Genomic DNA, 24,274 nt, shown 5'->3' with positions numbered 1-24,274 from the left:
GTCGGCGCGGTCAGTCCGCGCGCAGCAATGCGAGCAATTCGTCGCGGTGGGGCTGGGTGTCGAGCCAGGCGCGAATGCGGTCCAGCTCGTCGATGCAGTCGTTGCCGTAGCGGCGGCGCAGCGCGGCAAGGCGCACCTCGCGCACCTCTTCGGTCTGCAGCCGGCGCTGCCAGCCGTCGGACAGCAGTTCGTCGAGCCGGTTGGCAAGGCCCCGGCTCACGAGCGCACGCCATTCGCCCTGGTCGAACCAGAGGTTCTGGCAGGCAATGCATCGGTCGATGCGAAAGTCGGGCCCCGCGCTCACGCGCAGGCGCTGCATGAGCCGGTCGCACTCGGGGCAATGCCGCACCGATGCGGCATCGAACACTTCGATGACCTCGTCATCGATTGCATGGGGTTCGCGCGCAGGGTCGGCGGCCTTCCAGGCGCGCCAATCTTCCATGGACATGACCATGCCGCCGCAGTCGGTGCAGTTCACGGCCAGCAGCGCCTCGGCCAGGGCAACGGCTTGCATCGGCGAATGCGCCGAGCAGCTGCATTTGAGGTTCGGGTTCATTGCGCGCCCACTCAGTTGCGGAAGGTGGAGATCAGGTTGCTCAGCGCGGTTTTCTGGCTTTCGCTGCCGTCGCTGGTAATGCGGCTCATGAGCGCCGCAACGCTGAGGTTCTGAATCTCGCCGGACGAATTGCCGAGCGCACCGACGATGTCGCGCAGGTCCTTCACCACGTCGCGGTCGCCGGCCAGCTGGTCCTTGAAGGCCACCTGCAGCGCATTGCTCTTGGAGATGACGCCGTCGATGCCCTTGCCCACGGACAGCGAGCGCACGAAGCTGTCGAAGTAGTCGCCCTGCCCGCCCACGATGTCGATCTTGGCGTTGGCGAGCGCTGTGCCCAGCACCTCGGCCTGCTCCTTGGCAATGGAGGTCTGCGCATCGATGCCCTTCATGGTTTCGATGTGCGACTTTTCCAGGCGCATGCGGAACTCTTCGTGGTCGCGGGTGTCCGGGCTCATTGCCTTCATGGCTTCGAACTTTTCGTGCAGGCCCTTGGCCTCGGCGCTGAAGCGGGCTTCGATCACCTGCGCGTCGGCCTGGCCCGACTTCAGGGTGGCTTCGGCGTCTGCCGTGCGCACGTTCACTTCGGCAAGGCCGAGCTTCTCCTTGCCCGAGGCTTCAGCGTCGAACTTGGCGCGCATGCCCGCGGCCTCGGCCTGCGAGCGCGCCTCGATCACCTGCGCATCGGCCTGGCCGGCCTTGAGGACGGCGTCGGCATCGGCCTGGCGCACATGCACGTCGGCCAAGCCGAGCTTTTCCTTGCCCGAAGCCTCGGCCTCGAAGCTCGCGAGCTTGGCTTGCGCGGTCGCAATCTCGACCTTGGCGGCGGCAAGGCCCGGCGCGGCCGAGATGGCTTCCACGCCTTCGGCTTCGCGCTTCTTCGATTCGGCGTCGCGCTCGGCCACCTTCAGCTTGGCGTCGGCCAGCGTGAGTTCTTCGGCCGCCTTGTGGCGGGCGCGCTTTTCTTGCGTTTCGGCCGCCTTCACGTCGAGCACCATCTTCTCTTCAGCCTGGCCCTCGGCCATGATCACGACGGATTTCTTGGTGCGTTCGGCCTCGGCCACCACGCGCAGTTCCTTGATGGCTTCTTCCTGCTCGGCCACCGTGCGCTCGACCACGATGCGCTCGCGGATCACGTCGGCAATGGCCTTCTTCTGCACTTCGACGGCCTTGTCCTTCTCGATGCGCTGCAGCGTCACTTCCTTTTCGCGATCGACAATTTCAAGGTCGCGCGCGCGCGTGACCTTTTCTTCCTCGATGGCGACCGCGCGCTTGCGGTTGTTCTCGGCCACTTCCTTCTCGCGCTGCACGTTTTCCTGCTGCACCGAGATGGACTGTTCGGCAACCAGGCGCGCGGTTTCGGACTTGGTGCGCTCTTCGGCCTGGATCTTGGCGGTCTCTGCCTCTTCGCGGGCGCGCACGCTGGCAATTTCGCGCTGCTGGCGCGCGGTGGCGTCGGCCTGCTGGCGCTCGAGCTCGAGCAGGGCTTCCTGCGTTTCGACGTTCTTCTTCTTGATCTGCATTTCCTCGTTGCGGCGCAGCTCGTTGGTGCGCACATGCTCGACCGCCGTCAGCTCGGTGATCTTCTTGATGCCCTGCGCATCGAGGATGTTGTTGGTGTCCAGCTCCGACAGCGGCGTTTGCTCGAGGTAATCGATGGCGGCGTCTTCGAGCACGTAGCCCGAAAGGTCGTTGCCGATCTGGCTGATGATCTGGTCGCGGAACCCGTCGCGCGCCTGGTACAGGTCGACAAAATCCATCGACTTGCCGACGGTCTTGAGCGCCTCGGAGAACTTGGCCGAGAACAATTCTTCGAGCGTTTCGTGGTTCGAAGCGCGCGCGCAGCCAATGCCCTGCGCCACCTTGAGCACATCGTCCGCGGTCTTGTTCACGCGCACGAAGAACTTCACCTTGATGTCTGCGCGGATGTTGTCGCGGCAGATGAGGCCCTCGTTGCCGGAGCGGTCGATCTCGATGGTCTTGACCGAGATGTCCATCAACTCGGCCTTGTGGATGATCGGGTAGACCATTCGCCCGGTGAAAGTCACCTCGGGCTCGGCGCGCAAGGTATTCACGATGAGCGCGTGGCCCTGTTCGATCTTTCGATAGAACTTGGCGAACATCGCGAACAGGCCGAGGATGACCACGGCCAGGATGGCCACGGCAAAGAGGATGGGCTCCATTTTTTCTCCAGAGATGCTTTAAGAGCGAACTAACGGTAAGGGGATGCGCGCGGTCAGACGATGTCTTCGTGCGCTGCGATGAGGTAGCGTCCGGCCACCTCGTCGTATTCGAGAATCAGCGCTTGCGATCCGCGCTTGAGCGTGTTGGGCGTGGGCGCCCAGACGCGAATGTTCAGGCTGGCGCCGCGGCGGGCCACTTCGGCGCGGCCGTCCTTCTCGTTCACCACGCCGGTGACCACGCGGCAGGCCTGCCCGACCAGTGCCGCATTGCTCACGGCCGTGTGGCTCACGAACAAGCCGCGCAGCGGGCGAATGGCCACTGCCGTCACGGGTATGGCAATGGCGGCGCTCGCCACCAGCAGCACCGTACCGGCCAGGAGCTTGAGCGGCAGCGTGGGCACCAGCGGCAGCAGCCACTCCCCGCCAAGGCAAGACAGCGTCCACGACACCAGCACCAGCAAACTCACCGCCACAGAGAACGGCACGCCGTTCAGGCCGAACGCGACCACATAGCTCGCGAGCTGCCCCACGTCGCTGGTGTCACCGTCGGCATGGGTCTGCACATCGACGTCGATGCCGCTGTGCTCGATGTCGACCATGCCGGCGACCGCGAGCACCCAATAGATCACCACGACGCCCAGCAGCACCGTGTAGATCGCGGTGGGGTACCCCGTCACCGCATCCATGAAATTTCCCATTGACCCTCCCGCGTGCGGGTTGTGTTTTTATCTGCGGCCCGGCTTCGTTGCGCCAGTGCCCTTTTTCTTTCCACCACTTGCAAAAGCAATCAGATCGCGCGTGGCCCTCTCCTTGATGGCCAGGCGGTCGTCCGGGGCGAGCCCATATCTCGCCGCCAGAAACTCGTAGTCTGCCGCATTCAGCGACACGGTCAGGCGCGGCCGCTTGGGTTTGGACGTTGTCGCAAGCCCCAGCACTTGCCGGATCTGGTCGGAGGTGGACACGTGCTGCTCGAAGGCCGCCGTGCGCACCGCCTCCAGCACGGCTTCTTCCACATCGAACGCCACCTGAACGGCGCGTATCGCCTCGTCCGAGCCTTGCCAGCGAACCGGCTTGACCCGTACGGTCATTGGGTGCCGGGCTCCGCCGGTTTGGCCTGGCGGGCGCGGATGCGCTCCATCACCAGGCCGGTGCGGTCCACGTCGCTGCCGATGCCCGCGGCCGCCAGCTTCTTTTCGAGAGCGCTGTGGCCGAGCTCGTTTTCGAGTGCCTGGCTCGCGGTCATCCGATCGGCCAGGTCTTCGTGGCGCCGGCGGATGCGCTCGAGCGACTCGCGCGCATTGGACAGGCGCGAACCGCCCGCGCCAATGTTCTCGGAGATCGATTGCGTGGCGCGGTAGACGCTCTCGGTGGTCTTGGCAATGCCGATCTCGCGCTCGTGCTCGCGAATGCGCGCTTCGGCCGTCTTGATCAGGTCCTTGAGCTTGGACACCTGCAGCGCGTAGGAGGCATGCGCCTTGGCCTGCTCCTCGAGCTCTTTTTCGAGCGTGCCGACCTTTGCGGCCACGTCGAGCGCCAGGCCTTCCTGCGTCTTGTTGAGCGCCTCGAGTGCCAGGCCTTCGTAACGCGTGACTTCGTTCTTCAGGCGTTCGATCTCGCGGGCCGATTGCATCTCCTTGGCCATGACGCCGGTGAGATCACCCTTGGCCTTTTCGATGCTGTGCTTGGCATCGATGATTTCCTGCTCGTAGATGCGCGTGGCATTGCTGTCGACCACGCTCTCGCCGATTTCGCGGGCACTGCCGCGCAGCAAGGTGACCAGTTTCTTGATGACCGTCATGATGATTTCCGCCTTTTAGTTCAGGAATTCGGACAGGGCGTCCAGCGCATCGAGCGCGTTGTCGCTGAGCACCGCCACTTCGCGCGCGATGTCTTCGACGCTGGCATTGCGGCCGAGCGCACCGGTGAGCACATAGCGGCCATCGACGCGGCCGAAGGACGACAGCGGCACCGAGGGATTCAGGTCGAGCAACGACTCGAGCAGTTCGGTCCGGCGCTCCGGCTTCACTTCTTCTTCGGTCCAGAGATAGCAGATGCAGATCACCTGCATGTCTGAACTGGTGATGAAGATCGGCAACTCGTCCCGGCCCTCGATGCTCACCTGCACCACGGGCGTGTGGCCCGGAATCGGCTGCAGCTGCACCGCAAGTCCGCCCATTGCGGCACCGGCCAGAACGTCAAGCCCCTTCAGTTGATCGAGCAGTGATTGCATACCCCTCCTTTTGTTTGCTGCCGTTCACTATAGGTGCGCCGACATAACATGTCAAAGAATCTTTTGGCCTATGCCACTGGCGTTTACATGACGGCGCCATCCCTAGAATCCGGCGATGGCCAGCCCCATCAATCCCGCACGTGTCGATTTCGTGACGCTGCGCCTGTTCTGCGCCGTGGCCCAGTCGGGCAGCATTACCAAGGGCGCCGAGGCCTGCCACCTCGCGCTATCGGCAGCCAGCCGGCGACTTTCGGATTTCGAGGCCGCCACGGGGTCGAAGCTGCTGGAACGCAGTTCGCAAGGCATAGCCCTCACCCCCGCCGGCCATGTGGCCATGCAGCATGCGATGCGGCTCTTTCAGGGCTTCGAGCAGTTCAGCAACGAACTCGGCGACTACTCGAGCGGCGTGCGCGGCCATGTGCGGCTCTGGGCCAACATGTCGGCGCTCACCGAGTTCCTGCCGGCCACGCTGGCAGAGTTTCTAGGCCAGCATCCGGACATCCGCGTCGAAGTGGAAGAACAACTGAGCGGCGACATCGTCCGCGCCTTGGTCGACGGCCTGGCCGACGTGGGCGTGTTCGCGGAAAACACGCCCGCCTACGGGCTCGACGTGGCGCAGTTCCAGACCGACGAGCTGGTGGTGCTGTGCGCCCGGCAGCACCCGCTTGCACGCACGCGCAGAACGGACTTCAAGACCTGCCTCGCCCACGAGTTCGTGGGGCTCAACCGCAGCAGTTCGCTGCTCGAGCTGACCTCCCGCGCGGCCGAACAGGCCGGCATACCGATGCGGTTGCGCGTGCAGGTGCGCAGCTTCGATGCGATGTGCCACATGATTGCTGCCAACCTTGGAATCGGCGTGGTGCCGCTCGCGGCCTGCAAGGCGCAGGTGAGCGCGCTCGATCTCAAGGTGGTGCGACTGAAGGACCCCTGGGCCGTTCGGCGGCTGCTGATGGCGACGAAGGCCGGCGAGACCCTGTCGCCCGCGGCGCAGTTGCTGGTCAAGCAGCTGCTTGCATCGTCCACCTGAAACCAGGCCGGACCAGCGGGCCGAAACCTCAGGCCTGCGGCACTTGGAACCCGGCTTTCAATGTCTCCCTGAGATGGCTCACAAACAGATTGACCGCGCGCGGTATGTGCAGCGAATACGGCCGAATGGCGTAGATATGGTCCGCGAATGCGCCGGTGGGCTGCCAGTCGGGCAGCACCTCCACCAGCTTGCCCGCTTGCAAGGCCGACTGCGCACTGAAGTCGGGCAGCAGGGCAATGCCAAGCCCGGCCTGCGCGGCATCGCGAAGCGCTTCGCTGTTGTTGGCGGCGAGCGGGCCGGCAATGGGCACGGTCATGCGCTCGGCCTGGCGCGCCCGGACGTTCCGCCGCTCGAACGACCACACATTCGTTTCTTGCCCGCGCGGATAGTGCAGGCAATCGTGCTCGGCCAGCATGGCCGGCGACAGCGGCGTTCCCTTGCGGCGCAGATAGGCCCGGCTGGCCACCAGCACGGATCGGGTCTCGCACAGCCGCCAGGCCACATGCGTATCGGGCGGCGAAGCGGCATGCCGGACGGCAAGGTCGAAGCCTTCCGTCGCAAGCGAGCTGAGACGATCGGAAAGCTCCATCTCGATGCGGATCGATGGATGCGCAAGCAGGAAGTCGGCCAGCCGCGGTAACAGCTGCTGCCGCCCCAAGGCTACCGGCGCCGTCACGCGCACCAGGCCGCGCGGTTCGCCCGCATGGTCCTGGGCCTTCAAAAAACTATGGGCGATCTGCTCGAAGGGCTCCCGGGTCTGGTCGACGAGCTGCTGGCCGGCCTCGGTGAGCCGCATGCTGCGCGTGGTGCGGCGCACCAGGGGCACGCCCGCGGCGCGCTCCAGTTCGGCGATGCGCTGGCTCATGGCGGCCTTGCTCACGCCCAGCCGGGCCGCTGCAGCGGTGTAGCTGCCCTGCTGGCCAAGCACGATCAGCCAGTGCAGGTGCGTCCAGAGCGATTCGGCTTTTTGCGTATCCATGGCTGCATTGTTCACCATAGCGAACAAACAGTTCAACTTTAGCGCCTAGGCAGGCGCCCTTCCCTTTTCTAGACTGGCGCAAATCATTGACCCTGGGACTCTCCATGACCACACAGATCGCGCATTTCATCGCCGGCCAGCACACCGCCGGCGGTTCCAACCGCACGCAGGACGTCACCAATCCGGCCTCCGGCAAGGTCACCGGCAAGGTGGTGCTTGCCGCCGCGGCCGATGTCGACGCCGCCGTGGCCGCCGCGCAGGCCGCGTTCCCCAAGTGGGCCGACACGCCGCCGATTCGCCGCGCCCGCGTGATGTTCAAGTTTCTGGAGCTGCTCAACCTGCACAAGGACGAGCTCGCGCACATGATCACCGCCGAGCACGGCAAGGTGTTCACCGACGCGCAGGGCGAGGTCTCGCGCGGCATCGACATCGTCGAGTTCGCCTGCGGCATTCCGCAGCTGCTCAAGGGCGACTTCACCGACCAGGTGAGCACCGGCATCGACAACTGGACGCTGCGCCAGCCCCTGGGCGTGGTGGCGGGCATCACACCCTTCAACTTTCCGGTGATGGTGCCGATGTGGATGTTCCCGGTGGCCATTGCCGCGGGCAACACCTTCATTCTCAAGCCCAGCCCGACCGACCCGACCCCGTCGCTGCGCATGGCCGAGCTGCTGAAGGAAGCCGGCCTGCCCGACGGCGTGTTCAACGTGGTGCAGGGCGACAAGGCCGCGGTCGATGCGCTGCTCGAGCACCCGGACGTCAAGGCCGTGAGCTTCGTCGGCTCCACGCCCATTGCAAACTACATCTACGAAACCGGCGCACGCAACGGCAAGCGCGTGCAGGCGCTCGGCGGCGCGAAGAACCACATGGTGGTGATGCCCGACGCCGACATCGACCAGACGGTGGATGCGCTGATCGGCGCCGGCTACGGCTCGGCCGGCGAGCGCTGCATGGCGATCAGCGTGGCGGTGCTGGTGGGCGACGTGGCCGACAAGATCATTCCCAAGCTCATCGAGCGCACGAAGACGCTCCAGGTGCTCGACGGCGAGAACCTCGCGGCCGAGATGGGCCCGATCGTCACGCGCGCGGCGCACGAGCGCATCACGGGCTACATCGCCCAGGGTGAAAAAGAAGGCGCGAAGCTGCTGGTCGATGGCCGCCAGTTCGACGGCAGCAAGGCCGGCGAAGGCTGCGGCGACGGGTTCTGGATGGGCGGCACGCTGTTCGACCACGTCACGCCCGAAATGCGCATCTACAAGGAAGAGATCTTCGGCCCGGTGCTCTCCTGCGTGCGCGTGGCCAACTTCAAGGACGCGGTCGACCTGGTCAACGACCATGAGTTCGGCAACGGCGTGAGCTGCTTCACGCGCGACGGCAACGTGGCGCGCGAGTTCAGCCGCCGCATTCAGGTGGGCATGGTCGGCATCAACGTGCCGATTCCGGTGCCGATGGCATGGCACGGCTTCGGCGGCTGGAAGCGCTCGCTCTTCGGCGACATGCATGCCTACGGCGAGGAAGGTGTGCGCTTCTACACCAAGCAGAAGTCGGTCATGCAGCGCTGGCCGGAGAGCATCGGCAAGGGTGCCGAGTTCGTGATGCCGACTGCCAAGTGATCGAAGGCGCGATCCGAAGCAATCGAAGCAATAAGTTATAGGCGCGGGCGCATCGGCGGCCTGCCAGGGCTAACCAAAGGCTGACTTGCCCCGCTGTGCGGTAGCAGCCAGACTTTGGGCATGACCCTGGTCCAGCGCCCATGACGACAACGAGCCAAGCCGCGCGGAGCCTGTCGGCCGTGCCTTCGACCCTGCGGATTTCGCTTGCGGCGCGCGCCTCCGGCGACGCGATGTTTCCGCAGCTCGGGGTGCGCGACGCCTACGCCGCATCGGTGCTCGAGCAGATACGTGACGACGGGCATGCCCTGCCGGAAGACAGGGCCACCATCTACGGCATCCTGAACCGCACGCGCCGCTTCCGCAGCCTTGCACAGGAATTTCTCAAGCAGCATCCGGGTGGCCGCGTGGTGAACATGGGCTGCGGCCTGAGCCACTACTTCCAGTGGCTGGACGACGGGCAGTGCCGCCTGACGGATGCCGACCTGCCCGAAGTGCTCGAACTGCGCCGCGAGCTGATTCCCGAAACCGACCCACGGCACGACGTGTGCCCGCTCGACCTCACCTCCGACGGATGGTGGGACCAGCTGGCGCTGCCGCGCAATCGCAAGGGGGAGCCCGTGTTTCTCTTCACCGAGGGCGTGCTGATGTACCTGGAGCCGCAACAGGTGCGGGCCGTGTTCGCAACCTTCGGCGAGCGGGCGCCCCCGGGCTCGGTGCTGGCGTTCGACGCCATGTGCTGGCTTGCCGTCGGCCGCGCCGCGCAGCACCCTTCGGTGCGCGCCACCGGCGCGGAGTTTCGATGGGGGCTGCGCCGGGCCTCCGAACTGACCGAAGTCCATCCGCGCTTGCGGCTCGATTCCGCCTATCGGGTACTGGAAGGCTTCGGCCTGCCGTACACCCTATTCGCGCCGCTGGTGCTGATGATGCTGGGCGTGTCGCTCTACGCTGTCTATGCGTTGAGCGCGACCGACCCCGCCGATACATAAACGCACAATTTTTCCAATCGCCGGCCTTGTCTGGCCTGCATTGCGCGGCTTGGCTGACGCCGGGCGGGCCCGCTTCAAGGCATGCTCGCCGTTCCTCTCGTCGCGGAAAATCCTGACGCGTGCTGCATTAGGATGGTTCTTCCGCAGCCGGCCGGCACACCCGCTGGCCGCGTCTTCTTCGTGAACGCTTTCGTACCTCCAAGACTCGCAACCCTCAAGAAACACATGCTTGATCGCCGATCCTTCCTTGCCGCTGGTGGTGCCGCCGCCGCACTCGCCGCCCTTGGACTGCCCGAAGAGGCAATGGCCGCCAACGGCCTGAAACTGAGCCAGCCCTCGCCCTTCTCGTTCGACCGCCTCGTCGCGCAAGCCAGGCGCCTGGCCGCGCAACCCTATGCAGCAGCCGCGCCGCTCGCACCCGATGTGCTCGAGAAGATCGACTACGACGCCCACGGCAAGATCAAGTTCGACCCCGCCAACGCCCTCTTCCGCGATGGGCCCGGCGCCTTTCCCGTCACCTTCTTTCACCTGGGCCGCTTCTTCCAGACGCCGGTGCGCATGCACGTGCTCGAGAACGCGGGCGGCGATGTGTTTGCACGCGAGGTGCTCTACAGCCCCAGCTACTTTTCGATGCCGCCCGACAGCCCGGCCCGCGCGCTGCCGGCCGGCGCGGGCTTTGCAGGCTTCCGCCTGCAGGAAAGCCGCCTCGGCGACCAGAGCAAGCTCGACTGGCAGAAGAACGACTGGGTCGCGTTTCTGGGCGCCTCCTACTTCCGCGCGATCGGCGAGCTCTACCAGTACGGCCTGTCGGCACGCGGCCTTGCGCTCGATGTGGCCGTGCCCGACAAGCCGGAAGAGTTTCCGACCTTCACGCGCTACTACTTCGAGACGCCCGCCGCCAACAACACCACCTCGATGACGGTCTACGCGCTGCTCGAAGGGCCGAGCGTCACGGGGGTGTTCAAGTTCGTCATGCAGCGCGGCAAGGCCGTGATCATGGACATCGATTCGCGCCTCTTCCTGCGCCGCGACGTGTCGCGCCTTGGCTTGGTGCCGCTCACCTCGATGTACTGGTACTCCGAGACCATCAAGCCCACCGCCATCGACTGGCGTCCCGAGGTGCACGACTCCGACGGCCTTGCCATCTGGAACGGCGCGGGCGAGCGCATCTGGCGCCCTCTCAACAACCCGACGCAAACGCGGGCCTCGGCGTTTGCGGACACCCGGCCGCGCGGGTTTGGGCTGCTGCAGCGCGACCGCGTGTTCGACAACTACCAGGACGGCGTCAACTACGAAAAGCGCCCGAGCCTCTGGATCGAGCCGCAGGGCGACTGGGGCGAGGGCTCGGTGCAGCTGATCGAGATTCCCACCGACGACGAAATCCACGACAACATCGTCGCCTTCTGGGTGCCCAAGGCCGACGCCAAGGCGGGCGCGAGCTACAGCCTGCAGTACCGGCTGCACTGGACCGACCAGGAGCCCTTTCCCTCGCCGCTCGCGCGCTGCGTGGCAACGCGCATCGGCCGCGGCGGACAGCCGGGCCAGCCGCGGCCGCCGGGCGTGCGCAAGTTCATGGTCGAGTTCGTCGGCGAGCCGCTCACCACCGTGCCCTTCGGCGTCAAGCCCGAGTTGGTGCTGACCGCGCCGCGCGGCAAGTTCTCCTACGTTTTTGCCGAGGCCGTGCCCAACGGGGTGCCCGGCCACTGGCGCGCGCAGTTCGACTACACGCCCGAAGGCAACGAACCCGTCGACATGCGGCTGTACCTGAAGACCGGCGACAAGACGCTCACGGAAACCTGGCTGTACCAATTCCAGCCAAGTTGATCGCCATCAGCGCGCTGCGCGTGGGTTGTAGGGCGCGAAAAGCGCCACGGCCCAGTCGACGAACACGCGCAGCTTGGCACTGAGATGCCGGTTGGCGGGGTACACCACGTGCAGCGGGTATGGCGGCGGCGCCCAATCTTGCAGCACCTCCACCAGCGCGCCGCTTTCGAGGTGCGGCGCGGCCATTGGATAAAAGACCTGCGACACGCCCATGCCGGTAAGCACGGCCGTGATCTGCGCGGTGCTTTCGTTCACGCCCACCACGGTGCGGCCATGGATCTCGATGCGCTCCTCGCCGCGCGCATAACGCAGCGGAATGGCGCGGTTGCTCAGCGATGAAAAGTAGCCCACCACACGGTGCGCGCCGTCGCCGAGGTCCGCCGGCGTCCTGGGGGTGCCATGGCGCTCCAGGTAGCCCGGCGTGGCGCAGGTCACGAAGGGCAAGGTCGCGATGCGGCGCGCCACCAGCGACTGGTCGCTCAGTTCGCCGGCGCGGATCACGCAGTCGACCGCATCGCCGATCAGGTTCACCGGCCGGTCGCCCACGCCGATCTCGAGTTCGATCTCCGGGTACCGCGCGTGAAATGCCGGCAGTTGCGGGATCAGGATCATGTTGGCAAACGAGGAGCCGACGTCCACCCTCAGCCGCCCGCGTGGATTTGCCTGCGCGTTGCTGAGATCCGATTCGATCTCTTCCAGCTCGGCCAGCACGCGTGCCGTTCGCTCGTAGTAGGCGGCACCTTCTGGCGTGACCGTCACGCGCCGCGTCGTGCGCTGCAGCAGCTTCACGCGCAGATACGTCTCGAGCTGCTGCACCAGCTTCGTCACCGAGGGCTTGGGCATTTGCAGCGAATCGGCTGCGCGGGTGAAGGTGCCGGCCTCGACCACACGGGCGAAGACACGCATGGCGGCGATCTGGTCCATTGCCGGATTATTAGTGATTTGTGAATAAACAAATCCGCCGCAGCGTCTTGGTCCGCGAGAGGATGGCGCCCAAACTTCCTTGCCTGTTCAACGCTGCCTCGCAGCAAGCAATTCAAAGGAAGAATCCCATGTCCCAACCCAAGCTCAACGACAAGATCGCCCTCGTCACCGGCGGCACCAGCGGCATCGGCCTGGCCACCGCGCAACGCTTCGTGGCCGAAGGCGCCTACGTGTTCATCACAGGCCGCCGCCAGGCTGAACTCGATGCGGCCGTAAAAACCATCGGCCGCAACGTGACGGGCGTGCTCGGCGACGTGTCGAATCTTGCCGATCTCGACCAGCTCTACGCAACCATCAAGGAACAGAAAGGCCGCCTCGACGTGCTGTTTGCCAATGCGGGCGGCGGCAGCCTGCTGCCGCTGGGGCAGATCACCGAAGAGCACTTCGACAAGATCTTCGGCACCAACGTTCGCGGCCTGCTCTTCACCGTGCAGAAGGCGCTGCCGATGATGCCCAAGGGCTCGTCGATCGTGCTCAACGCATCGATCACCAGCATCAAGGGCACGCCCGCCTTCAGCGTCTACAGCGCGACCAAGGCGGCGGTGCGCAGCTTCGCGCGCAGCTGGGCAGTGGACCTGAAGGATGCCGGCATCCGCGTGAACGCCGTGAGCCCCGGCGTGGTGCCGACCCCGGCCTATGACCTGCTGGGCCTCACGCCGGAACAGGTGAAGGGCTTCATCGACTCACAGGCGCAGAACATCCCGCTTGGCCGCGTGGGCGCGCCCGACGAGATCGCCAAGGCCGTGGTGTTCCTGGCCTCCGACGACAGCAGCTTCGTGCACGGCGCCGAGCTGTTCGTCGACGGCGGCATGGCGCAGATCTAGGCGATCAGCGTTTCTTGACGGATACCAGCTCGACTTCGAAGTTGAGCGTGGCATTGGGCGGAATCACGCCGCCCGCGCCGCGCGTGCCGTAGGCAATGGCCGGCGGGCAGGTGAGCTTGGCCTTGCCGCCCGGCTTCATCTTCTGCACGCCTTCGGTCCAGCACGGGATCACGCCGTTGAGCGGAAACTCGGTGGGTTCGCCGCGGCTGTAGGAACTGTCGAATTCCTTGCCGCTGTCGGGAAAGGTGCCGCGGTAGTGCACCTTGACCACATCCGTTGCGGCCGGCGAGGCGCCGGTGCCTTCCTTCAGCGATTGATAGACCAGGCCGCTCGGCGTGGTGACGGGGGCCGACTGCGCCCAGGCGGTGGACACGGCGCACACGGAAAGAAAAGCAGCACAGACGAGCGACGAAGAAGAAAAGGACTTCACGGAATACCTCGGAAGGATGGGAAAAGCATGATTATGGCGAGCGGTGGAACAGCCCTTGCTTTGCTGGATGCGCACTGTCAACATCCGCAAAAAGAGAGGAACGCTCCATGCAGTCCATCGAAGCCACCCCGGTCGCCGTCTCTGTTCCGGCCGGCACCGGCCACCTGAAGAAGGTGCTCGGCCCCATCCAGCTCTGGGGCATTGCGGTGGGCCTCGTCATTTCGGGTGAATACTTTGGTTGGAGCTACGGCTGGAACACGGCCGGCACGCTCGGCTTTCTGGTTGCCACGGTGCTGGTGGCCACCATGTACACCACCTTCATCTTCAGTTTTACCGAGCTCTCGACCGCCATTCCGCACGCCGGCGGCCCCTTTGCCTATGCCAGGCGAGCCTTCGGGCCGACAGGTGGCTTTGTCGCCGGCTTCGCCACGCTGGTCGAATTCGTCTTTGCACCGCCGGCCATTGCGCTGGCCATCGGCGCCTACCTCAATGTGCAGTTCCCCGGCATCAACCCGAAGTGGTTTGCACTGGGCGCCTATGTGATCTTCATCGGGCTCAACTGGATCGGCATCGGCATTGCGGCGGCCTTCGAACTCTTCGTGACGGTGCTGGCGATCTTCGAGCTGTTCGTGTTCATGGGCGTGGTCACGCCGGGCTGGTCGATGGCGAATTTCGTTGCCAACGGCTGGGCCGGCGGCAACGTGCTCAACGGCGCGGCCATCTCGGGCATCTTTGCGTCGATACCTTTCGCGATCTGGTTCTTCCTGGCCATCGAGGGCGCGGCCATGGCGGCCGAGGAAGCGCGCGACCCGCACCGCACCATTCCCATCGCCTACACCACGGGCATCGTCACGCTGGTGGTGCTGGCCTTCGGCGTGATGATCTTCGCGGGCGGCGTGGGCGACTGGCGCAAGCTCGCCAACATCAACGACCCGTTGCCGCAAGCCATGAAGGCGGTGGTGGGCGACAACAGCGGCTGGCTGCACATGCTGGTGTGGATCGGCCTCTTCGGGCTGGTTGCCTCGTTCCACGGCATCATCATGGGCTACTCGCGCCAGATCTTCGCGCTGGCGCGCGCGGGCTACCTGCCGCGCTACTTCGCCGGCCTGAGCCCGCGCTTCGACACGCCGCACCGCGCGCTCCTGGCTGGCGGCGTGATCGGCGTGGTGGCCATCTTCAGCGACGAGTGGGTACAGTTCGGCGGGCAAACGCTCACCGCCAACATCGTGACCATGGCGGTGCTCGGCGCCATCGTGATGTACCTGCTCTCGATGGCCGCGCTCTTCAAGCTGCGCAAGAGCGAGCCCGACCTGCTGCGCACCTACCGCGCGCCCTTCTACCCGGTGTTTCCGGCCATTGCGCTCGGGCTTGGCGTGGTGTGCCTCGGCGCCATGGTGTGGTTCAACGCCATGCTCACGCTGCTGTTCCTGGTGCTGATGGCCGCGGCCTATGGCTACTTTCTCTTGACCTCTGCACAGCGCAAGGCGGCGGCGCCCGACGAGATGCTTTCATCGCCTCCGGTCGCCTGAAGGAAAGATGCGCTATCGCACCACCATCGCCGGCCAGGTCTTCGCATTCGGCGACCTGAAGCAGGTCATGGCCGTGGCCAGCCCGGCGCGCTCGGGCGACTATCTTGCGGGCATTGGCGCAGCCACCGCGCAGCAGCGCATGGCGGCGCGCCACGTGCTGGCCGAAACGCCGCTCAAGCAGTTCCTGAATGAAGCGCTGATCCCCTACGAAATCGACAACATCACGCGCCTGATCGTCGACAGCCACGACGCACAGGCTTTTGCGCCGGTGTCGCATCTCACGGTGGGCGACTTCCGCAACTGGCTGCTGTCGGAACAGGCCACCACCGAGGCACTGACGGCGCTGGCGCCGGGACTCACGCCCGAAATGGTGGCGGCCGTGTCCAAGCTCATGCGCAACCAGGACCTGGTCTCCGTTGCCAAAAAATGCAGCGTGGTCACCCGGTTCCGCGACACCATCGGCCTGCGCGGCCATCTGGCCGTGCGACTGCAACCCAACCATCCGACCGATGACCTGCGCGGCGTGGCCGCCTCCACGCTCGACGGCTTGCTTTATGGCGCGGGCGACGCGGTGATAGGGCTCAACCCGGTCTCCGACAGCATGCAGGTGCTCGGCCGGCTGCTGCACATGCTCGACGAAGTGATCCAGCGCTTCGAGATCCCCACCCAAAGCTGTGTGCTCACGCACGTGACCAACACGCTGAAGCTCGCGGAAGCGGGCGCGCCGGTGGACCTGGTGTTCCAGTCGATTGCGGGCACCGAAAAGGCGAACCTCTCTTTCGGCATCACGCCCGAGCTGCTCGACGAAGCCTACGCCGCCGCGCTGGCGCTGAACCGGGGCACGGTGGGCAACAACGTGATGTACTTCGAAACGGGCCAGGGCAGCGCGCTTTCGGCCAACGCCAACTTCGGCGTGGACCAGCAGACCTGCGAGGTGCGCGCCTACGCATTGGCGCGGCGCTACAAGCCGCTGCTTATCAACACCGTGGTCGGCTTCATCGGGCCGGAATACCTCTTCGACGGCAAGCAGATCATCCGCGCCGGGCTGGAAGATCATTGCTGCGGCAAGCTGCTGGGCCTGCCCATCGGCTGCGACATCTGCTACACCAACCATGCCGAGGCCGACCAGGACGACATGGACAACCTCCTCGTGTTGCTGGGCACGGCGGGCATCAACTTCATCATGGGCATTCCGGGCGCCGACGACGTGATGCTCAACTACCAGAGCACCTCGTTCCACGACGCGCTATTCCTGCGGCAGACGCTGGGCCTGAAGCGCGCGCCCGAATTCGAGGCCTGGCTGCAGCGCATGCAGATCACCAATGCCGCGGGGCAACTCGCACCGCCGTCGGCCAACCGCCTGCTGGCGGACATGAGCGGGCTGGCCGCACTCGCGCCATGAGCAGCGAACCCGTCACGCCCAACCCATGGGCGCAGTGGCGCTCGGCCACGCCCGCGCGGCTGGCGCTGGGCCGTGCCGGGGCCGGCATGCCGACCGACGAGACGCTGCGCTTCGGATGGGCGCATGCCATGGCGCGCGACGCCATCCATGCGGCACTCGACGTCGATGCGCTCGAAGCAACGCTGCGCCAACAGAACTGGGAAACGCTGCACGCCCGCAGCCGTGCGGAAGACCGCACCACCTACCTGCGCCGTCCCGACTTGGGCCGGCAACTCGACCCCACCGATGCGGAGCGGCTGCGTGCTGCGGCAAAGCGCGAATGCGACGTGTGCCTGGTCATCGGCGATGGCCTTTCCTCGCTCGCAGTGGCGCGCCATGCCGCGCCGCTGCTGGCTGCGTTGCGCTCGCATCTGCCGGCGGAAACGCGCTTCTCCCCCGTGGTCATCGCCACGCAGGCGCGCGTTGCGCTGGCCGACGAGGTGGGCGAACTCTTCGGGGCCACGCTCTCGGTCATGCTGATCGGCGAACGCCCGGGCCTCAGCTCGCCCGACAGCCTCGGCATCTACCTGACCCATTCGCCCAAGCGCGGCCGGCACGACGCCGAGCGCAACTGCATTTCGAACGTGCGCCCCGACGGCCTGCCCTGCGAAGCCGCCGCGTTCAAGCTGGCATGGCTGATGCAAGAGGCGCAGCAGAGAGGGCTGACCGGCGTCGGCCTCAAGGACGAGAGCGATCTGGCGGTGCTTCAGCAAGACGCCCATAGGCCCGAACTGCCCGGATAACACGCACTCCACCATCTGCGAGAAAACGCATTAAAATGACTTTTAACCGGTTTAATAGTCATTTTATTGATGCCAAGAAGCAGCCACAGCCTTTCCGCCCTGCCCTCGCAGACCATCCAGCCCCTTGAAAGGCTCGGCCTGCGCCTTCGCGCGCACAGGGTCCATCGCGAATGGACGATCGCCGAAATGGCCGAGCGGCTGCTGTGCTCGCCAAACACCCTGCGCGCGCTCGAATCCGGCAAACCGGGCACCAGCATCGGCCTGCTCGCCCACGCGTTGTGGCTCTTCGGCGAAATCGATTCGATGGACAACGTGGCCCCCGCCCCCGCAGCGCTGGCCGCGAAGCGCCGCGTGCGCAGGTCGGCGGCGGAAGGCCCAGCAGGCAAGATCGCGGAAGACGAACGTGACTTCTGACAGCGCCGTCGACGAGCGAAGCATCTACGTCGGCCTTGCGCACCGCACCGGTGAACGGGTGCAACCGGCCGGCCTGATGAAGGTGGTGCGCCGCGGCGTGGTGGAGTCCGGCGAGTTCGCCTACGGGCGGCGTTATCTTGAAGCCCCGGCGTCCCCACCGCTCAACCCCGAGCATCTGCCGCTGCGCGATGCGACCTTTGTGCTGCCCGAGCGCCGCATTCGCGACGGTGGCGCCATGCCGCTCACGCTGCGCGATGCGCTGCCGGACAGCTGGGGCCGCAAGGTGCTCGAAATACGCCAGGGCAAAGCGCTGTCGGACATCGACGCATTGCTGCTCACCAACGAGGACCGCATCGGCGCGATGGTGTTTGCCGAATCGCTGCCCATCGAAAGTGAAGAACCGTCATCGACGCTGCTTTCGCTGGAGGAACTCGCCGAGGCATCCCGCCGCATTGAAGCGGGAATCGAGATCGGCCCCGACATGCACAGGCTGTTGCGCGGCGGCAGCCTGGGAGGCGCCCGCCCCAAGGCTGCCTTTGTGCACCAGGGCCGGCGCTGCATCGCCAAGTTCGCATCGCGTGGGGACGACCACGACGTGGAAGTGATCGAGGCGGCAACGCTCTGGCTGGCCGATGCCTGCGGCATCGAAGTTCCGCCTTTTCTGCTGCAACCCCTTGCGGCAGGACATGCCTTGCTTGTCGAGCGCTTCGACCGGGCGGGGCCGGTGGGCGACGAACGCCGCTTTCACTACCTCTCGGCTTCGGCACTGCTCGACGTGCCCTACGAATCCAGCCGGGGCAGCTATGTCGAGCTGGCGCAATTGCTGCGCCGCATTTCCGCGCAGCCGCAAGCAGACCTGGCCGAGCTTTTTCGCCGCCTGGTGTTCAACCTGGCGGTGGGCAACAGCGACGACCACGTCAAGAACCATGGCGCGCTGCGGCGCGAAGACGGCCTCTGGTACCTGGCGCCGGCTTTCGATCTGGTCATGCAGTTGGGCGGCCATACGGGATACCAGGAATTGGCCATTCTTCCGGGGCAGCACGCATCGAGCATCGAAATGGCCCGCGCTGCGGCTTCGCATTTCGGGCTATCGGCGGCGCAGGCGGACGCGATCATCCGCGCCACGGAAGAAACCGTCGCCTTGCATGCCGCCGCGAGCGTCGAGGCGGCAGGGGGAAACCGCGCTCTCGTGCGCCGGGTGGCGGCGTTCATCGAGCAGCAGCACGCACGCATGCACGCGTAGCTGGCACGGCTGATGCGTAGGTCAACGCGAAAGTGTCACGGGCGCTGCATACGCCCGGCGCTTCCCATCGACCACCGCACAACAACAAGGAACGCATGCAACGCCGCCTCGTCCTCCTTATCCCGCTTGCCGCCGCGCTCGCCGCCACCGGCTGCGCCAGTCTCTCGCCCGCCAAGGGCCTGTCGCCGGGCCGCTGGGACGCCTTCAACCGCGCACAGATCGAAGGCCTGATCTCCAGCCTCGGCAAGGGAAGCCCGGGCTACAGCACCGCCAAGCCGCCTTATGTGGTCTTCGACTGGGACAACACCAGCGTGTTCCTAGACATCGAGGAAGCCTCGCTGATCTACCAGCTCGAAAACCTGGTGTTCGGCGCCACGCCCGCGCAACTCGAAGTGGCCTTGCGCAAGAACATTCCCAAGAAAGACTTTCTTCCGGCGCACAACAATGCAGCGGGCAAGCCGGTCAACATCGATCTGCTGGTGCCGGACATCGTGGCGAGCTACACGTGGCTCTACCAGAACTACAGCGGCCTCAAGGGCACCCAGCCGCTCGTGGCGGTCAAGCTGAGCCCGCACTACATTGCGTTCACCACCAAGGTTCGCTATCTCTACGAAGCCATTGGCGACACCTTCGACCACGACACGGCCTACCCCTGGGTGACCTACCTCTTCGTCGGCATGACCGAAGCGCAGGTGCGCAAGCTCACGGCGGAAACGGTGGCGTGGCAGTTGAAGGAGCCGGTGGCCAAGGTGAAGTGGACCTCGCCCACGGCACTGCCCGGCCAGGCGGGCGTGGTTTCGGTCAGCTGGAAGAACGGCCTTCGGCTGCAGCCCGAAATGCAGGAGCTGTACGCCGCCTTTCGCAATGCGGGCTTCGATGTGTGGGTGTGTTCCGCGTCCTTCGTCGACGTGATCAAGGAGATTTCGTCCAACCCGGCCTTCGGCTACAACAACCCGCCCGAGCGCGTGCTGGCGATGGAGCTGGAGCGCGATGCCAACGGCGTCATCCAGCCGGAATTCCGCCGCGGCTACGACCAGACGCAGGGCCCCGGCAAGACGAAGAACATCCAGCGTTTTCTGGTCAGCAAATACGGCTATGGCCCCTGCTTCATTGCCGGCGACAGCGAGGGCGACCAGAACATGATGGCCGACTTTGCCGACACGAAGAAGGTGCTGATCGTGAACCGCCTGCGCGACCCCAAGACGGATATCGGCAAGTTCTCGGCGATGGCGGTGCAGAACTACGGCAAGCCGGACACACGCTACCTGCTGCAGGGCCGTGACGACAACACGGGCCAATGGGTGGCTTCGCAGCTGCACACGCCGCTGGGTGCCACGCAGGCCAAGGCACTGAAATAGGCACGCGGACGTGGCGGGCGGTAGCTGCTCTCGAGGGAGTTGCCTATGATCGTGGCACTGCCCCCAGGAGACAAAACATGGCCGACCGCTACCCCCTCGCCGAGCTGAAAGACCTGCCCGAAGACATCCGCACCGCCATTCTTGCGGTGCAGGAAAAAGCCGGCTTCGTGCCCAACGTTTTCCTCGCGCTGGCACGCCGCCCGGCCGAGTGGCGCGCCTTCTTCGCCTACCACGACGCGCTGATGCTGAAGGAAGAAGGCTCGCTCACCAAGGGCGACCGCGAGATGATCGTCACCACCACGAGCGCAGCCAACCAGTGCCTCTACTGCGTTGTGGCGCACGGCGCGCTGTTGCGCATCTACGAGAAGAAACCGCTGGTGGCCGACCAGGTGGCCGTGAACTACCTCAAGGCCGACATCACGCCGCGCCAGCGCGCCATGCTCGACTTTGCAATGAAGGTCTGCGAACGCTCGCACGAAGTCGGCGAGGCGGACTTCAGCGCATTGCATGCTCACGGCTTCGACGATGAGGACATCTGGGACATCGCCTCCATCACGGCCTTCTTCGGCCTGAGCAACCGCCTGGCCAGCTTCAGCGGCATGCAGCCGAACCCCGAGTTCTTCCTGATGGGGCGGCTGCCTCGCGAGAAGAAATAGCGCGATCCTTCAAGCCTTGTTTCGGCAGGACGCGAGCGCATCGAGCGCAGGCTTGTAGGTGGAATTGGCGACGTCCATCAGCCCGAGCACCGTGTGATAGAGGTTGTCGTGCGTGAGCGGCGTGTCGAGCCCCGCTTCCATGCACGGCATCGATAGCTTGCGGCGCTCGCTCATGCCCTGGCTGAACCAGGTGACCATGGGCACGTGCTTCTGCGCTTCCGGCGCAAAGCTGTAGGGCACGCCATGCAGGAACAGGCCGTACTCGCCGAGCGACTCTCCATGGTCGCTCACGTACAGCAGCGCCGGGTCGTAGCTCCCCGACTGAGCCTTGAGCCAGTCGATGGTCTGGCTCAAGAACTGGTCGGTCTGGGCGATGGAGTTGTCGTACACGTTCTGCAGCTCCGCATGGCCGCACTCCGCCAGCGCGTTGGTCTTGCATTCGGGCAGGAAGCGCTTCACCTCCGGCGCCGAACGCTTGTAGTAGGCCGGCCCGTGGCTGCCCATCTGGTGCATGACCAGCACCACGCCCTTTGCGCGGCGCTCGGCCGGCAGCGCCGCGATGCGTGCATCCAGGCCCTTGAGCATGACGTCGTCCAGGCACTCCTCGCCGTCGCACAGCGCGCTCTTCTGCGCCGGTGAAAGGCTGTCGAAGGCCGATGCATTCGGAATGCGCGTGCAGACATCCTTGCAGCCCGCCTGGTTGTCGAGCCACAGCACGGCCAGGCCGGCGGCCTGCAGCACGTCGACCAGGTTCTCGTAGTCGTCCTTGCGCGATTCGTAGCCTTGCTTGCCCAGCGGCGAGAACATGCACGGCACCGAAGCGAGCGTGTTGGTGCCGCACGAATGCACATCGCGGTAGCTCAGCACGCCCCGCGCGGCCAGCCCGGGCGTGGTGTCGCGCGCGTAGCCGTTCAGGCCGAAGTGGTCGGCACGGGCTGTCTCGCCCACCACCAGCACGAACATCGGCGGCCGGGCCTGCCCGGCATAGCTCGCGCCCAGGGCCGTACCTGCGGTGATGGGAATCAGCTTGCGGCTGCGCTTGAACAGCGGCTTGATGAGCACCGAGCCGGCCGAATAGAGGCTCGCCACCGGGTTCATCATGTAGCGCAGGTGGATGTTGTTGCGCATCAGCGGCGCGAGTTGGCGGTTCATCGATACGGCCGCCGCCAAGGCCACCACCACGGCCAGCACCAGCAGCGCCGCGTTGCGCCAGAGCTTGGCAACGAAGCGCATCGGCACGATGCGAGCGCGCCAGAGGGCCACACCCGGCAGCAGCACGACCAGCAGCACATGGAATGCCATGCGCCAGCTCATGAGGTCGCGCGCTTCGTTCGGGTCGGTCTGCAGCACGTTGGCGATCATGGTCGGATCCATCACCACGCGGTACTCGAGCATGTAGTGCTGCACGAACGCTGCCAGCAGCACCACGGCAAACCACAGCGGCTTCATCCAGCGCGACCATGCCGTGAAGGACAGCAGCGCCACCGTGGCGCACACCATGAGCACCGCCATGGCCGCGGTCGTGGGCAGGTAGGCGCTGGGTGCGCCGCCGATGCGCGCGAGCTCGTCCCACAGCGGCCAGTTGGCGGCGGCGGCAAGGTAGATGGCGAGCCACACGACCACCCGCTGCGCCGAGCGCGGCCGCGCAAGCCAAAGGTCGATGCGCGCCCACAGCGCATGTGCAAACGCCAGGTAGGGTGCGCCAGCTGCAGGCAGTTGCAGGGCACGCGTTGGCGCGGATTCGATTCGCGTGGAAGACATGCGCCGACTGTAGAAAGCGCAACTGAAGGAAGCCTGAATGCGCTGTTCAGCCGGCGTTCAGAATGGGCTCACGCAGGCGCGCCTGGGGGCTAGGCGCGGGCTCGCCTCGCCCTCAACCTGGGCCGCATATAGGCCCTGAGCGCCAGGTTCAATGGGCGGCTGACGCGGCGCTCGACCACGATCGCGACGAGCGCGGCCAGCATGGCGCCGACGACCACGTCGAAAGGAAAGTGCAGCCCCAGGAACACGCGGCTCCATCCGACCACGGCTGCCACCACCAGCGCCGCAATCATGGGCGCACGCCACGGCAGGCACCACAGCGCAAACGCGGCGGCAAAGGTGCCCGCGGCATGCAGGCTCGGAAAGCCCGGCCGCGCGCCCTGCGGCGCCCACTGCACGCCCAGCCCGTAGAACGCGGGCCGCTGGAACGGCATGACCGAGCGGAACACGTTCACCACGACCCAGACGACCAGCACGCTGACCAGCGCGGTAAAGAAGGCATAGCGCAGGCGCCGGTCGATTGCCGCCGCGCCCATGACCGCGAGGGCCAGCAGGGTCGGCAGCACATCGGAGGCGAAGCGCGCGAAATGGATGCTCCACGCCGGCGCCGTGGCACCCGCGTTGATCAGCTCGAACAGGGCAATATCAAGGGCCTGCATGCAAGGCAGCCGGCCCGGGTGCCGGCAAGGGCGAGCCGCGGGGCGCGGCGATCAGCTCGATGGCAAAACCGACGGTCCAGCAGATCCAGGCCGTCCACAGCGTGTGGCTCATGTAGTGCGCGCCGCGCAGCTGCTGCGACACGCCAAGCATCAATCCCGCGGCCAGCGAAACGCAAAGCCAAGCAATGGCCGCGCGCTGCGAGACGCGCCGCAGCACGAAAAAGCCGCCCGCATAGGCGAACGCGGCGGAGGCGTGGCCCGCCGGAAAGCACCCGCCCGGGCCGCCGTCGTACACCCTCCACGCCCAGTGCGACACATGGCTTGCCACACCGCCGAATTCCTTCAAATCCCACGGGCAACTCGTATGGCTTGCGTGCTTGAGCAGGCTGATCGCGATGACCGAAAGCAGCACCGTGAAGGCCAGCTGCGCCCGCGCACGGGGAGGCAGCCGCCGCAAGAGGCCCAGCGGCCAGCGGATGGCGGCGAACAGCGCAATCACGCACAGCCAGCTCAGGTTCTTTGCAGCTTCATGCATCACGCGGACAAGAAAGGCGTTGTCGCGCCACGGAAAACCCATGGGCGTGCCGGCCAGGCGGGCCAATGCGAGATCGCCGCCCGTGGCATCCCAGGCCAGCAGGAGCACCAGTGCAAGAAGGGTCCAGCCCCCCAGGCGGATGTTCGACGGATTCGAAAAGTTCGGCGCACGCGTCATGAGCAGAAAAGCAGGTCTGAAAACACCCCGTGAGCCTACGTTTGCGGCCTGAACCGTTCCTGAAGCGGTCTGAACGAAAGCTGACCCCGCTGCGGCGGCACCTCGGGCGGCGCTAGACTTCGTTT

Annotated in this window: 24 protein-coding genes; 12 read left to right on the top strand and 12 right to left on the bottom strand. The window is 65.7% G+C overall.

The window, feature by feature from the left end; genetic code table 11:
* Nucleotides 1–10 precede the first annotated feature (10 nt).
* Genes V9L20_RS09065 through V9L20_RS09040 form a run of 6 tightly spaced genes read right to left on the bottom strand, consistent with a single transcriptional unit; the run spans nucleotide 11 to nucleotide 4,966 of the window.
* Nucleotides 11–514, bottom strand: a complete 504-nt coding sequence (locus V9L20_RS09065; RefSeq protein WP_337296332.1) for a zf-TFIIB domain-containing protein — start codon at nucleotides 512–514, stop codon at nucleotides 11–13.
* Nucleotides 515–567: 53 nt separating this feature from the next.
* The gene (locus V9L20_RS09060) at nucleotides 568–2,736 is read right to left on the bottom strand and encodes a hypothetical protein (protein ID WP_258507479.1); all 2,169 of its coding nucleotides are present in this window, start codon (nucleotides 2,734–2,736) and stop codon (nucleotides 568–570) included.
* Between the two features lie 53 nt (nucleotides 2,737–2,789).
* Nucleotides 2,790–3,434: a ubiquinone biosynthesis protein gene (locus V9L20_RS09055; RefSeq protein WP_337296331.1), complete on the bottom strand. Its 645-nt coding sequence runs from the start codon at nucleotides 3,432–3,434 to the stop codon at nucleotides 2,790–2,792.
* Nucleotides 3,435–3,461: 27 nt separating this feature from the next.
* Nucleotides 3,462–3,824 (bottom strand): hypothetical protein, encoded by a 363-nt coding sequence (locus V9L20_RS09050; RefSeq protein WP_258507487.1) that lies wholly within the window; start codon nucleotides 3,822–3,824, stop codon nucleotides 3,462–3,464.
* Nucleotides 3,821–4,534, bottom strand: a complete 714-nt coding sequence (locus V9L20_RS09045) for a PspA/IM30 family protein (RefSeq protein ID WP_258507489.1) — start codon at nucleotides 4,532–4,534, stop codon at nucleotides 3,821–3,823. The genes V9L20_RS09050 and V9L20_RS09045 overlap by 4 nt, the downstream gene beginning before the upstream one ends.
* A gap of 15 nt (nucleotides 4,535–4,549) precedes the next feature.
* Nucleotides 4,550–4,966, bottom strand: a complete 417-nt coding sequence (locus tag V9L20_RS09040) for a YjfI family protein (RefSeq protein ID WP_258507492.1) — start codon at nucleotides 4,964–4,966, stop codon at nucleotides 4,550–4,552.
* 115 nt (nucleotides 4,967–5,081) lie between these two features.
* Between V9L20_RS09040 and V9L20_RS09035 the strand changes: the two genes are divergently transcribed.
* Nucleotides 5,082–5,993, top strand: a complete 912-nt coding sequence (locus tag V9L20_RS09035; RefSeq protein ID WP_337296330.1) for a LysR family transcriptional regulator — start codon at nucleotides 5,082–5,084, stop codon at nucleotides 5,991–5,993.
* A gap of 28 nt (nucleotides 5,994–6,021) precedes the next feature.
* On the opposite strand, the gene V9L20_RS09030 is transcribed toward V9L20_RS09035, so the two are convergent.
* The gene (locus tag V9L20_RS09030) at nucleotides 6,022–6,972 is read right to left on the bottom strand and encodes a LysR family transcriptional regulator (protein ID WP_337296329.1); all 951 of its coding nucleotides are present in this window, start codon (nucleotides 6,970–6,972) and stop codon (nucleotides 6,022–6,024) included.
* A gap of 104 nt (nucleotides 6,973–7,076) precedes the next feature.
* Between V9L20_RS09030 and V9L20_RS09025 the strand changes: the two genes are divergently transcribed.
* From V9L20_RS09025 to V9L20_RS09015, 3 genes are all read left to right on the top strand, one after another.
* Nucleotides 7,077–8,585: a CoA-acylating methylmalonate-semialdehyde dehydrogenase gene (locus V9L20_RS09025; protein ID WP_337296328.1), complete on the top strand. Its 1,509-nt coding sequence runs from the start codon at nucleotides 7,077–7,079 to the stop codon at nucleotides 8,583–8,585.
* A 140-nt stretch (nucleotides 8,586–8,725) separates the two neighbouring features.
* Nucleotides 8,726–9,571, top strand: coding sequence for a class I SAM-dependent methyltransferase (locus V9L20_RS09020; protein WP_337296327.1), 846 nt, complete (start codon nucleotides 8,726–8,728; stop codon nucleotides 9,569–9,571).
* A gap of 225 nt (nucleotides 9,572–9,796) precedes the next feature.
* Nucleotides 9,797–11,395 (top strand): glucan biosynthesis protein, encoded by a 1,599-nt coding sequence (locus tag V9L20_RS09015; protein ID WP_337296326.1) that lies wholly within the window; start codon nucleotides 9,797–9,799, stop codon nucleotides 11,393–11,395.
* 6 nt (nucleotides 11,396–11,401) lie between these two features.
* Here the strand turns inward: V9L20_RS09015 and V9L20_RS09010 are convergent, their stop codons facing one another.
* Entirely contained in the window at nucleotides 11,402–12,319 is a 918-nt protein-coding gene (locus tag V9L20_RS09010; protein WP_337296325.1) for a LysR family transcriptional regulator, read from the bottom strand.
* Between the two features lie 128 nt (nucleotides 12,320–12,447).
* Here V9L20_RS09010 and V9L20_RS09005 point away from each other — a divergent pair, with 128 nt between their 5' ends.
* Nucleotides 12,448–13,203 (top strand): glucose 1-dehydrogenase, encoded by a 756-nt coding sequence (locus V9L20_RS09005; protein WP_337296324.1) that lies wholly within the window; start codon nucleotides 12,448–12,450, stop codon nucleotides 13,201–13,203.
* A 4-nt stretch (nucleotides 13,204–13,207) separates the two neighbouring features.
* Here V9L20_RS09005 and V9L20_RS09000 read toward each other — a convergent pair whose 3' ends face one another.
* Nucleotides 13,208–13,633: an FKBP-type peptidyl-prolyl cis-trans isomerase gene (locus tag V9L20_RS09000; protein ID WP_337296323.1), complete on the bottom strand. Its 426-nt coding sequence runs from the start codon at nucleotides 13,631–13,633 to the stop codon at nucleotides 13,208–13,210.
* Nucleotides 13,634–13,740: 107 nt separating this feature from the next.
* On the opposite strand from V9L20_RS09000, the gene eat reads away from it, so the two are divergent.
* The 7 genes from eat (at nucleotide 13,741) to V9L20_RS08965 (ending at nucleotide 21,017) form a co-directional block, all read left to right on the top strand.
* Nucleotides 13,741–15,162, top strand: coding sequence for an ethanolamine permease (gene eat / locus V9L20_RS08995; protein ID WP_337296322.1), 1,422 nt, complete (start codon nucleotides 13,741–13,743; stop codon nucleotides 15,160–15,162).
* Nucleotides 15,163–15,169: 7 nt separating this feature from the next.
* Nucleotides 15,170–16,564, top strand: a complete 1,395-nt coding sequence (locus tag V9L20_RS08990; RefSeq protein ID WP_337296321.1) for an ethanolamine ammonia-lyase subunit EutB — start codon at nucleotides 15,170–15,172, stop codon at nucleotides 16,562–16,564.
* A complete protein-coding gene (gene eutC, locus V9L20_RS08985; RefSeq protein ID WP_337296320.1) occupies nucleotides 16,561–17,346 on the top strand; it encodes an ethanolamine ammonia-lyase subunit EutC in 786 nt (261 codons plus the stop codon). The genes V9L20_RS08990 and eutC overlap by 4 nt, the downstream gene beginning before the upstream one ends.
* Before the next feature lie 69 nt (nucleotides 17,347–17,415).
* Complete coding sequence (locus V9L20_RS08980) at nucleotides 17,416–17,760, top strand: helix-turn-helix domain-containing protein (RefSeq protein WP_337296319.1); 345 nt, start codon at nucleotides 17,416–17,418, stop codon at nucleotides 17,758–17,760.
* A complete protein-coding gene (locus V9L20_RS08975) occupies nucleotides 17,750–19,003 on the top strand; it encodes a type II toxin-antitoxin system HipA family toxin (RefSeq protein ID WP_337296318.1) in 1,254 nt (417 codons plus the stop codon). Before V9L20_RS08980 ends, V9L20_RS08975 begins: the two co-directional genes overlap by 11 nt.
* A 95-nt stretch (nucleotides 19,004–19,098) precedes the next feature.
* The gene (locus tag V9L20_RS08970) at nucleotides 19,099–20,361 is read left to right on the top strand and encodes an HAD family hydrolase (protein ID WP_337296317.1); all 1,263 of its coding nucleotides are present in this window, start codon (nucleotides 19,099–19,101) and stop codon (nucleotides 20,359–20,361) included.
* A gap of 77 nt (nucleotides 20,362–20,438) precedes the next feature.
* Entirely contained in the window at nucleotides 20,439–21,017 is a 579-nt protein-coding gene (locus V9L20_RS08965) for a peroxidase-related enzyme (protein WP_337296316.1), read from the top strand.
* 9 nt (nucleotides 21,018–21,026) lie between these two features.
* Here V9L20_RS08965 and V9L20_RS08960 read toward each other — a convergent pair whose 3' ends face one another.
* The 3 genes from V9L20_RS08960 to V9L20_RS08950 form a co-directional block, all read right to left on the bottom strand.
* Nucleotides 21,027–22,778, bottom strand: coding sequence for a phosphoethanolamine transferase (locus tag V9L20_RS08960; RefSeq protein WP_337296315.1), 1,752 nt, complete (start codon nucleotides 22,776–22,778; stop codon nucleotides 21,027–21,029).
* 89 nt (nucleotides 22,779–22,867) lie between these two features.
* Nucleotides 22,868–23,437, bottom strand: coding sequence for a phosphatase PAP2 family protein (locus V9L20_RS08955; protein ID WP_258507544.1), 570 nt, complete (start codon nucleotides 23,435–23,437; stop codon nucleotides 22,868–22,870).
* On the bottom strand, nucleotides 23,424–24,149 hold the full coding sequence (locus V9L20_RS08950; protein ID WP_337296314.1) for a phosphatase PAP2 family protein: 726 nt from the start codon (nucleotides 24,147–24,149) through the stop codon (nucleotides 23,424–23,426). The genes V9L20_RS08955 and V9L20_RS08950 overlap by 14 nt, the downstream gene beginning before the upstream one ends.
* Between the last annotated feature and the right edge of the window lie 125 nt (nucleotides 24,150–24,274).

Origin of the sequence: Variovorax sp. CCNWLW225 (assembly GCF_037204045.1) — a bacterium.
Taxonomy (GTDB): Bacteria; Pseudomonadota; Gammaproteobacteria; order Burkholderiales; family Burkholderiaceae_C; genus Variovorax.
This window is presented reverse-complemented; position numbering and strand designations above follow the sequence as displayed.

Bases quoted from the DNA above. Each gene is read 5' to 3' on its own strand.
- V9L20_RS09065 (WP_337296332.1), bottom strand. From the start codon at position 514: ATGCAAGCCGTTGCCCTGGCCGAGGCGCTGCTGGCCGTGAACTGCACC.
- V9L20_RS09060 (WP_258507479.1), bottom strand. From the start codon at position 2,736: ATGGAGCCCATCCTCTTTGCCGTGGCCATCCTGGCCGTGGTCATCCTC.
- V9L20_RS09055 (WP_337296331.1), bottom strand. From the start codon at position 3,434: ATGGGAAATTTCATGGATGCGGTGACGGGGTACCCCACCGCGATCTAC.
- V9L20_RS09050 (WP_258507487.1), bottom strand. From the start codon at position 3,824: ATGACCGTACGGGTCAAGCCGGTTCGCTGGCAAGGCTCGGACGAGGCG.
- V9L20_RS09045 (WP_258507489.1), bottom strand. From the start codon at position 4,534: ATGACGGTCATCAAGAAACTGGTCACCTTGCTGCGCGGCAGTGCCCGC.
- V9L20_RS09040 (WP_258507492.1), bottom strand. From the start codon at position 4,966: ATGCAATCACTGCTCGATCAACTGAAGGGGCTTGACGTTCTGGCCGGT.
- V9L20_RS09035 (WP_337296330.1), top strand. From the start codon at position 5,082: ATGGCCAGCCCCATCAATCCCGCACGTGTCGATTTCGTGACGCTGCGC.
- V9L20_RS09030 (WP_337296329.1), bottom strand. From the start codon at position 6,972: ATGGATACGCAAAAAGCCGAATCGCTCTGGACGCACCTGCACTGGCTG.
- V9L20_RS09025 (WP_337296328.1), top strand. From the start codon at position 7,077: ATGACCACACAGATCGCGCATTTCATCGCCGGCCAGCACACCGCCGGC.
- V9L20_RS09020 (WP_337296327.1), top strand. From the start codon at position 8,726: ATGACGACAACGAGCCAAGCCGCGCGGAGCCTGTCGGCCGTGCCTTCG.
- V9L20_RS09015 (WP_337296326.1), top strand. From the start codon at position 9,797: ATGCTTGATCGCCGATCCTTCCTTGCCGCTGGTGGTGCCGCCGCCGCA.
- V9L20_RS09010 (WP_337296325.1), bottom strand. From the start codon at position 12,319: ATGGACCAGATCGCCGCCATGCGTGTCTTCGCCCGTGTGGTCGAGGCC.
- V9L20_RS09005 (WP_337296324.1), top strand. From the start codon at position 12,448: ATGTCCCAACCCAAGCTCAACGACAAGATCGCCCTCGTCACCGGCGGC.
- eat (WP_337296322.1), top strand. From the start codon at position 13,741: ATGCAGTCCATCGAAGCCACCCCGGTCGCCGTCTCTGTTCCGGCCGGC.
- V9L20_RS08990 (WP_337296321.1), top strand. From the start codon at position 15,170: ATGCGCTATCGCACCACCATCGCCGGCCAGGTCTTCGCATTCGGCGAC.
- eutC (WP_337296320.1), top strand. From the start codon at position 16,561: ATGAGCAGCGAACCCGTCACGCCCAACCCATGGGCGCAGTGGCGCTCG.
- V9L20_RS08980 (WP_337296319.1), top strand. From the start codon at position 17,416: ATGCCAAGAAGCAGCCACAGCCTTTCCGCCCTGCCCTCGCAGACCATC.
- V9L20_RS08970 (WP_337296317.1), top strand. From the start codon at position 19,099: ATGCAACGCCGCCTCGTCCTCCTTATCCCGCTTGCCGCCGCGCTCGCC.
- V9L20_RS08965 (WP_337296316.1), top strand. From the start codon at position 20,439: ATGGCCGACCGCTACCCCCTCGCCGAGCTGAAAGACCTGCCCGAAGAC.
- V9L20_RS08960 (WP_337296315.1), bottom strand. From the start codon at position 22,778: ATGTCTTCCACGCGAATCGAATCCGCGCCAACGCGTGCCCTGCAACTG.
- V9L20_RS08955 (WP_258507544.1), bottom strand. From the start codon at position 23,437: ATGCAGGCCCTTGATATTGCCCTGTTCGAGCTGATCAACGCGGGTGCC.
- V9L20_RS08950 (WP_337296314.1), bottom strand. From the start codon at position 24,149: ATGACGCGTGCGCCGAACTTTTCGAATCCGTCGAACATCCGCCTGGGG.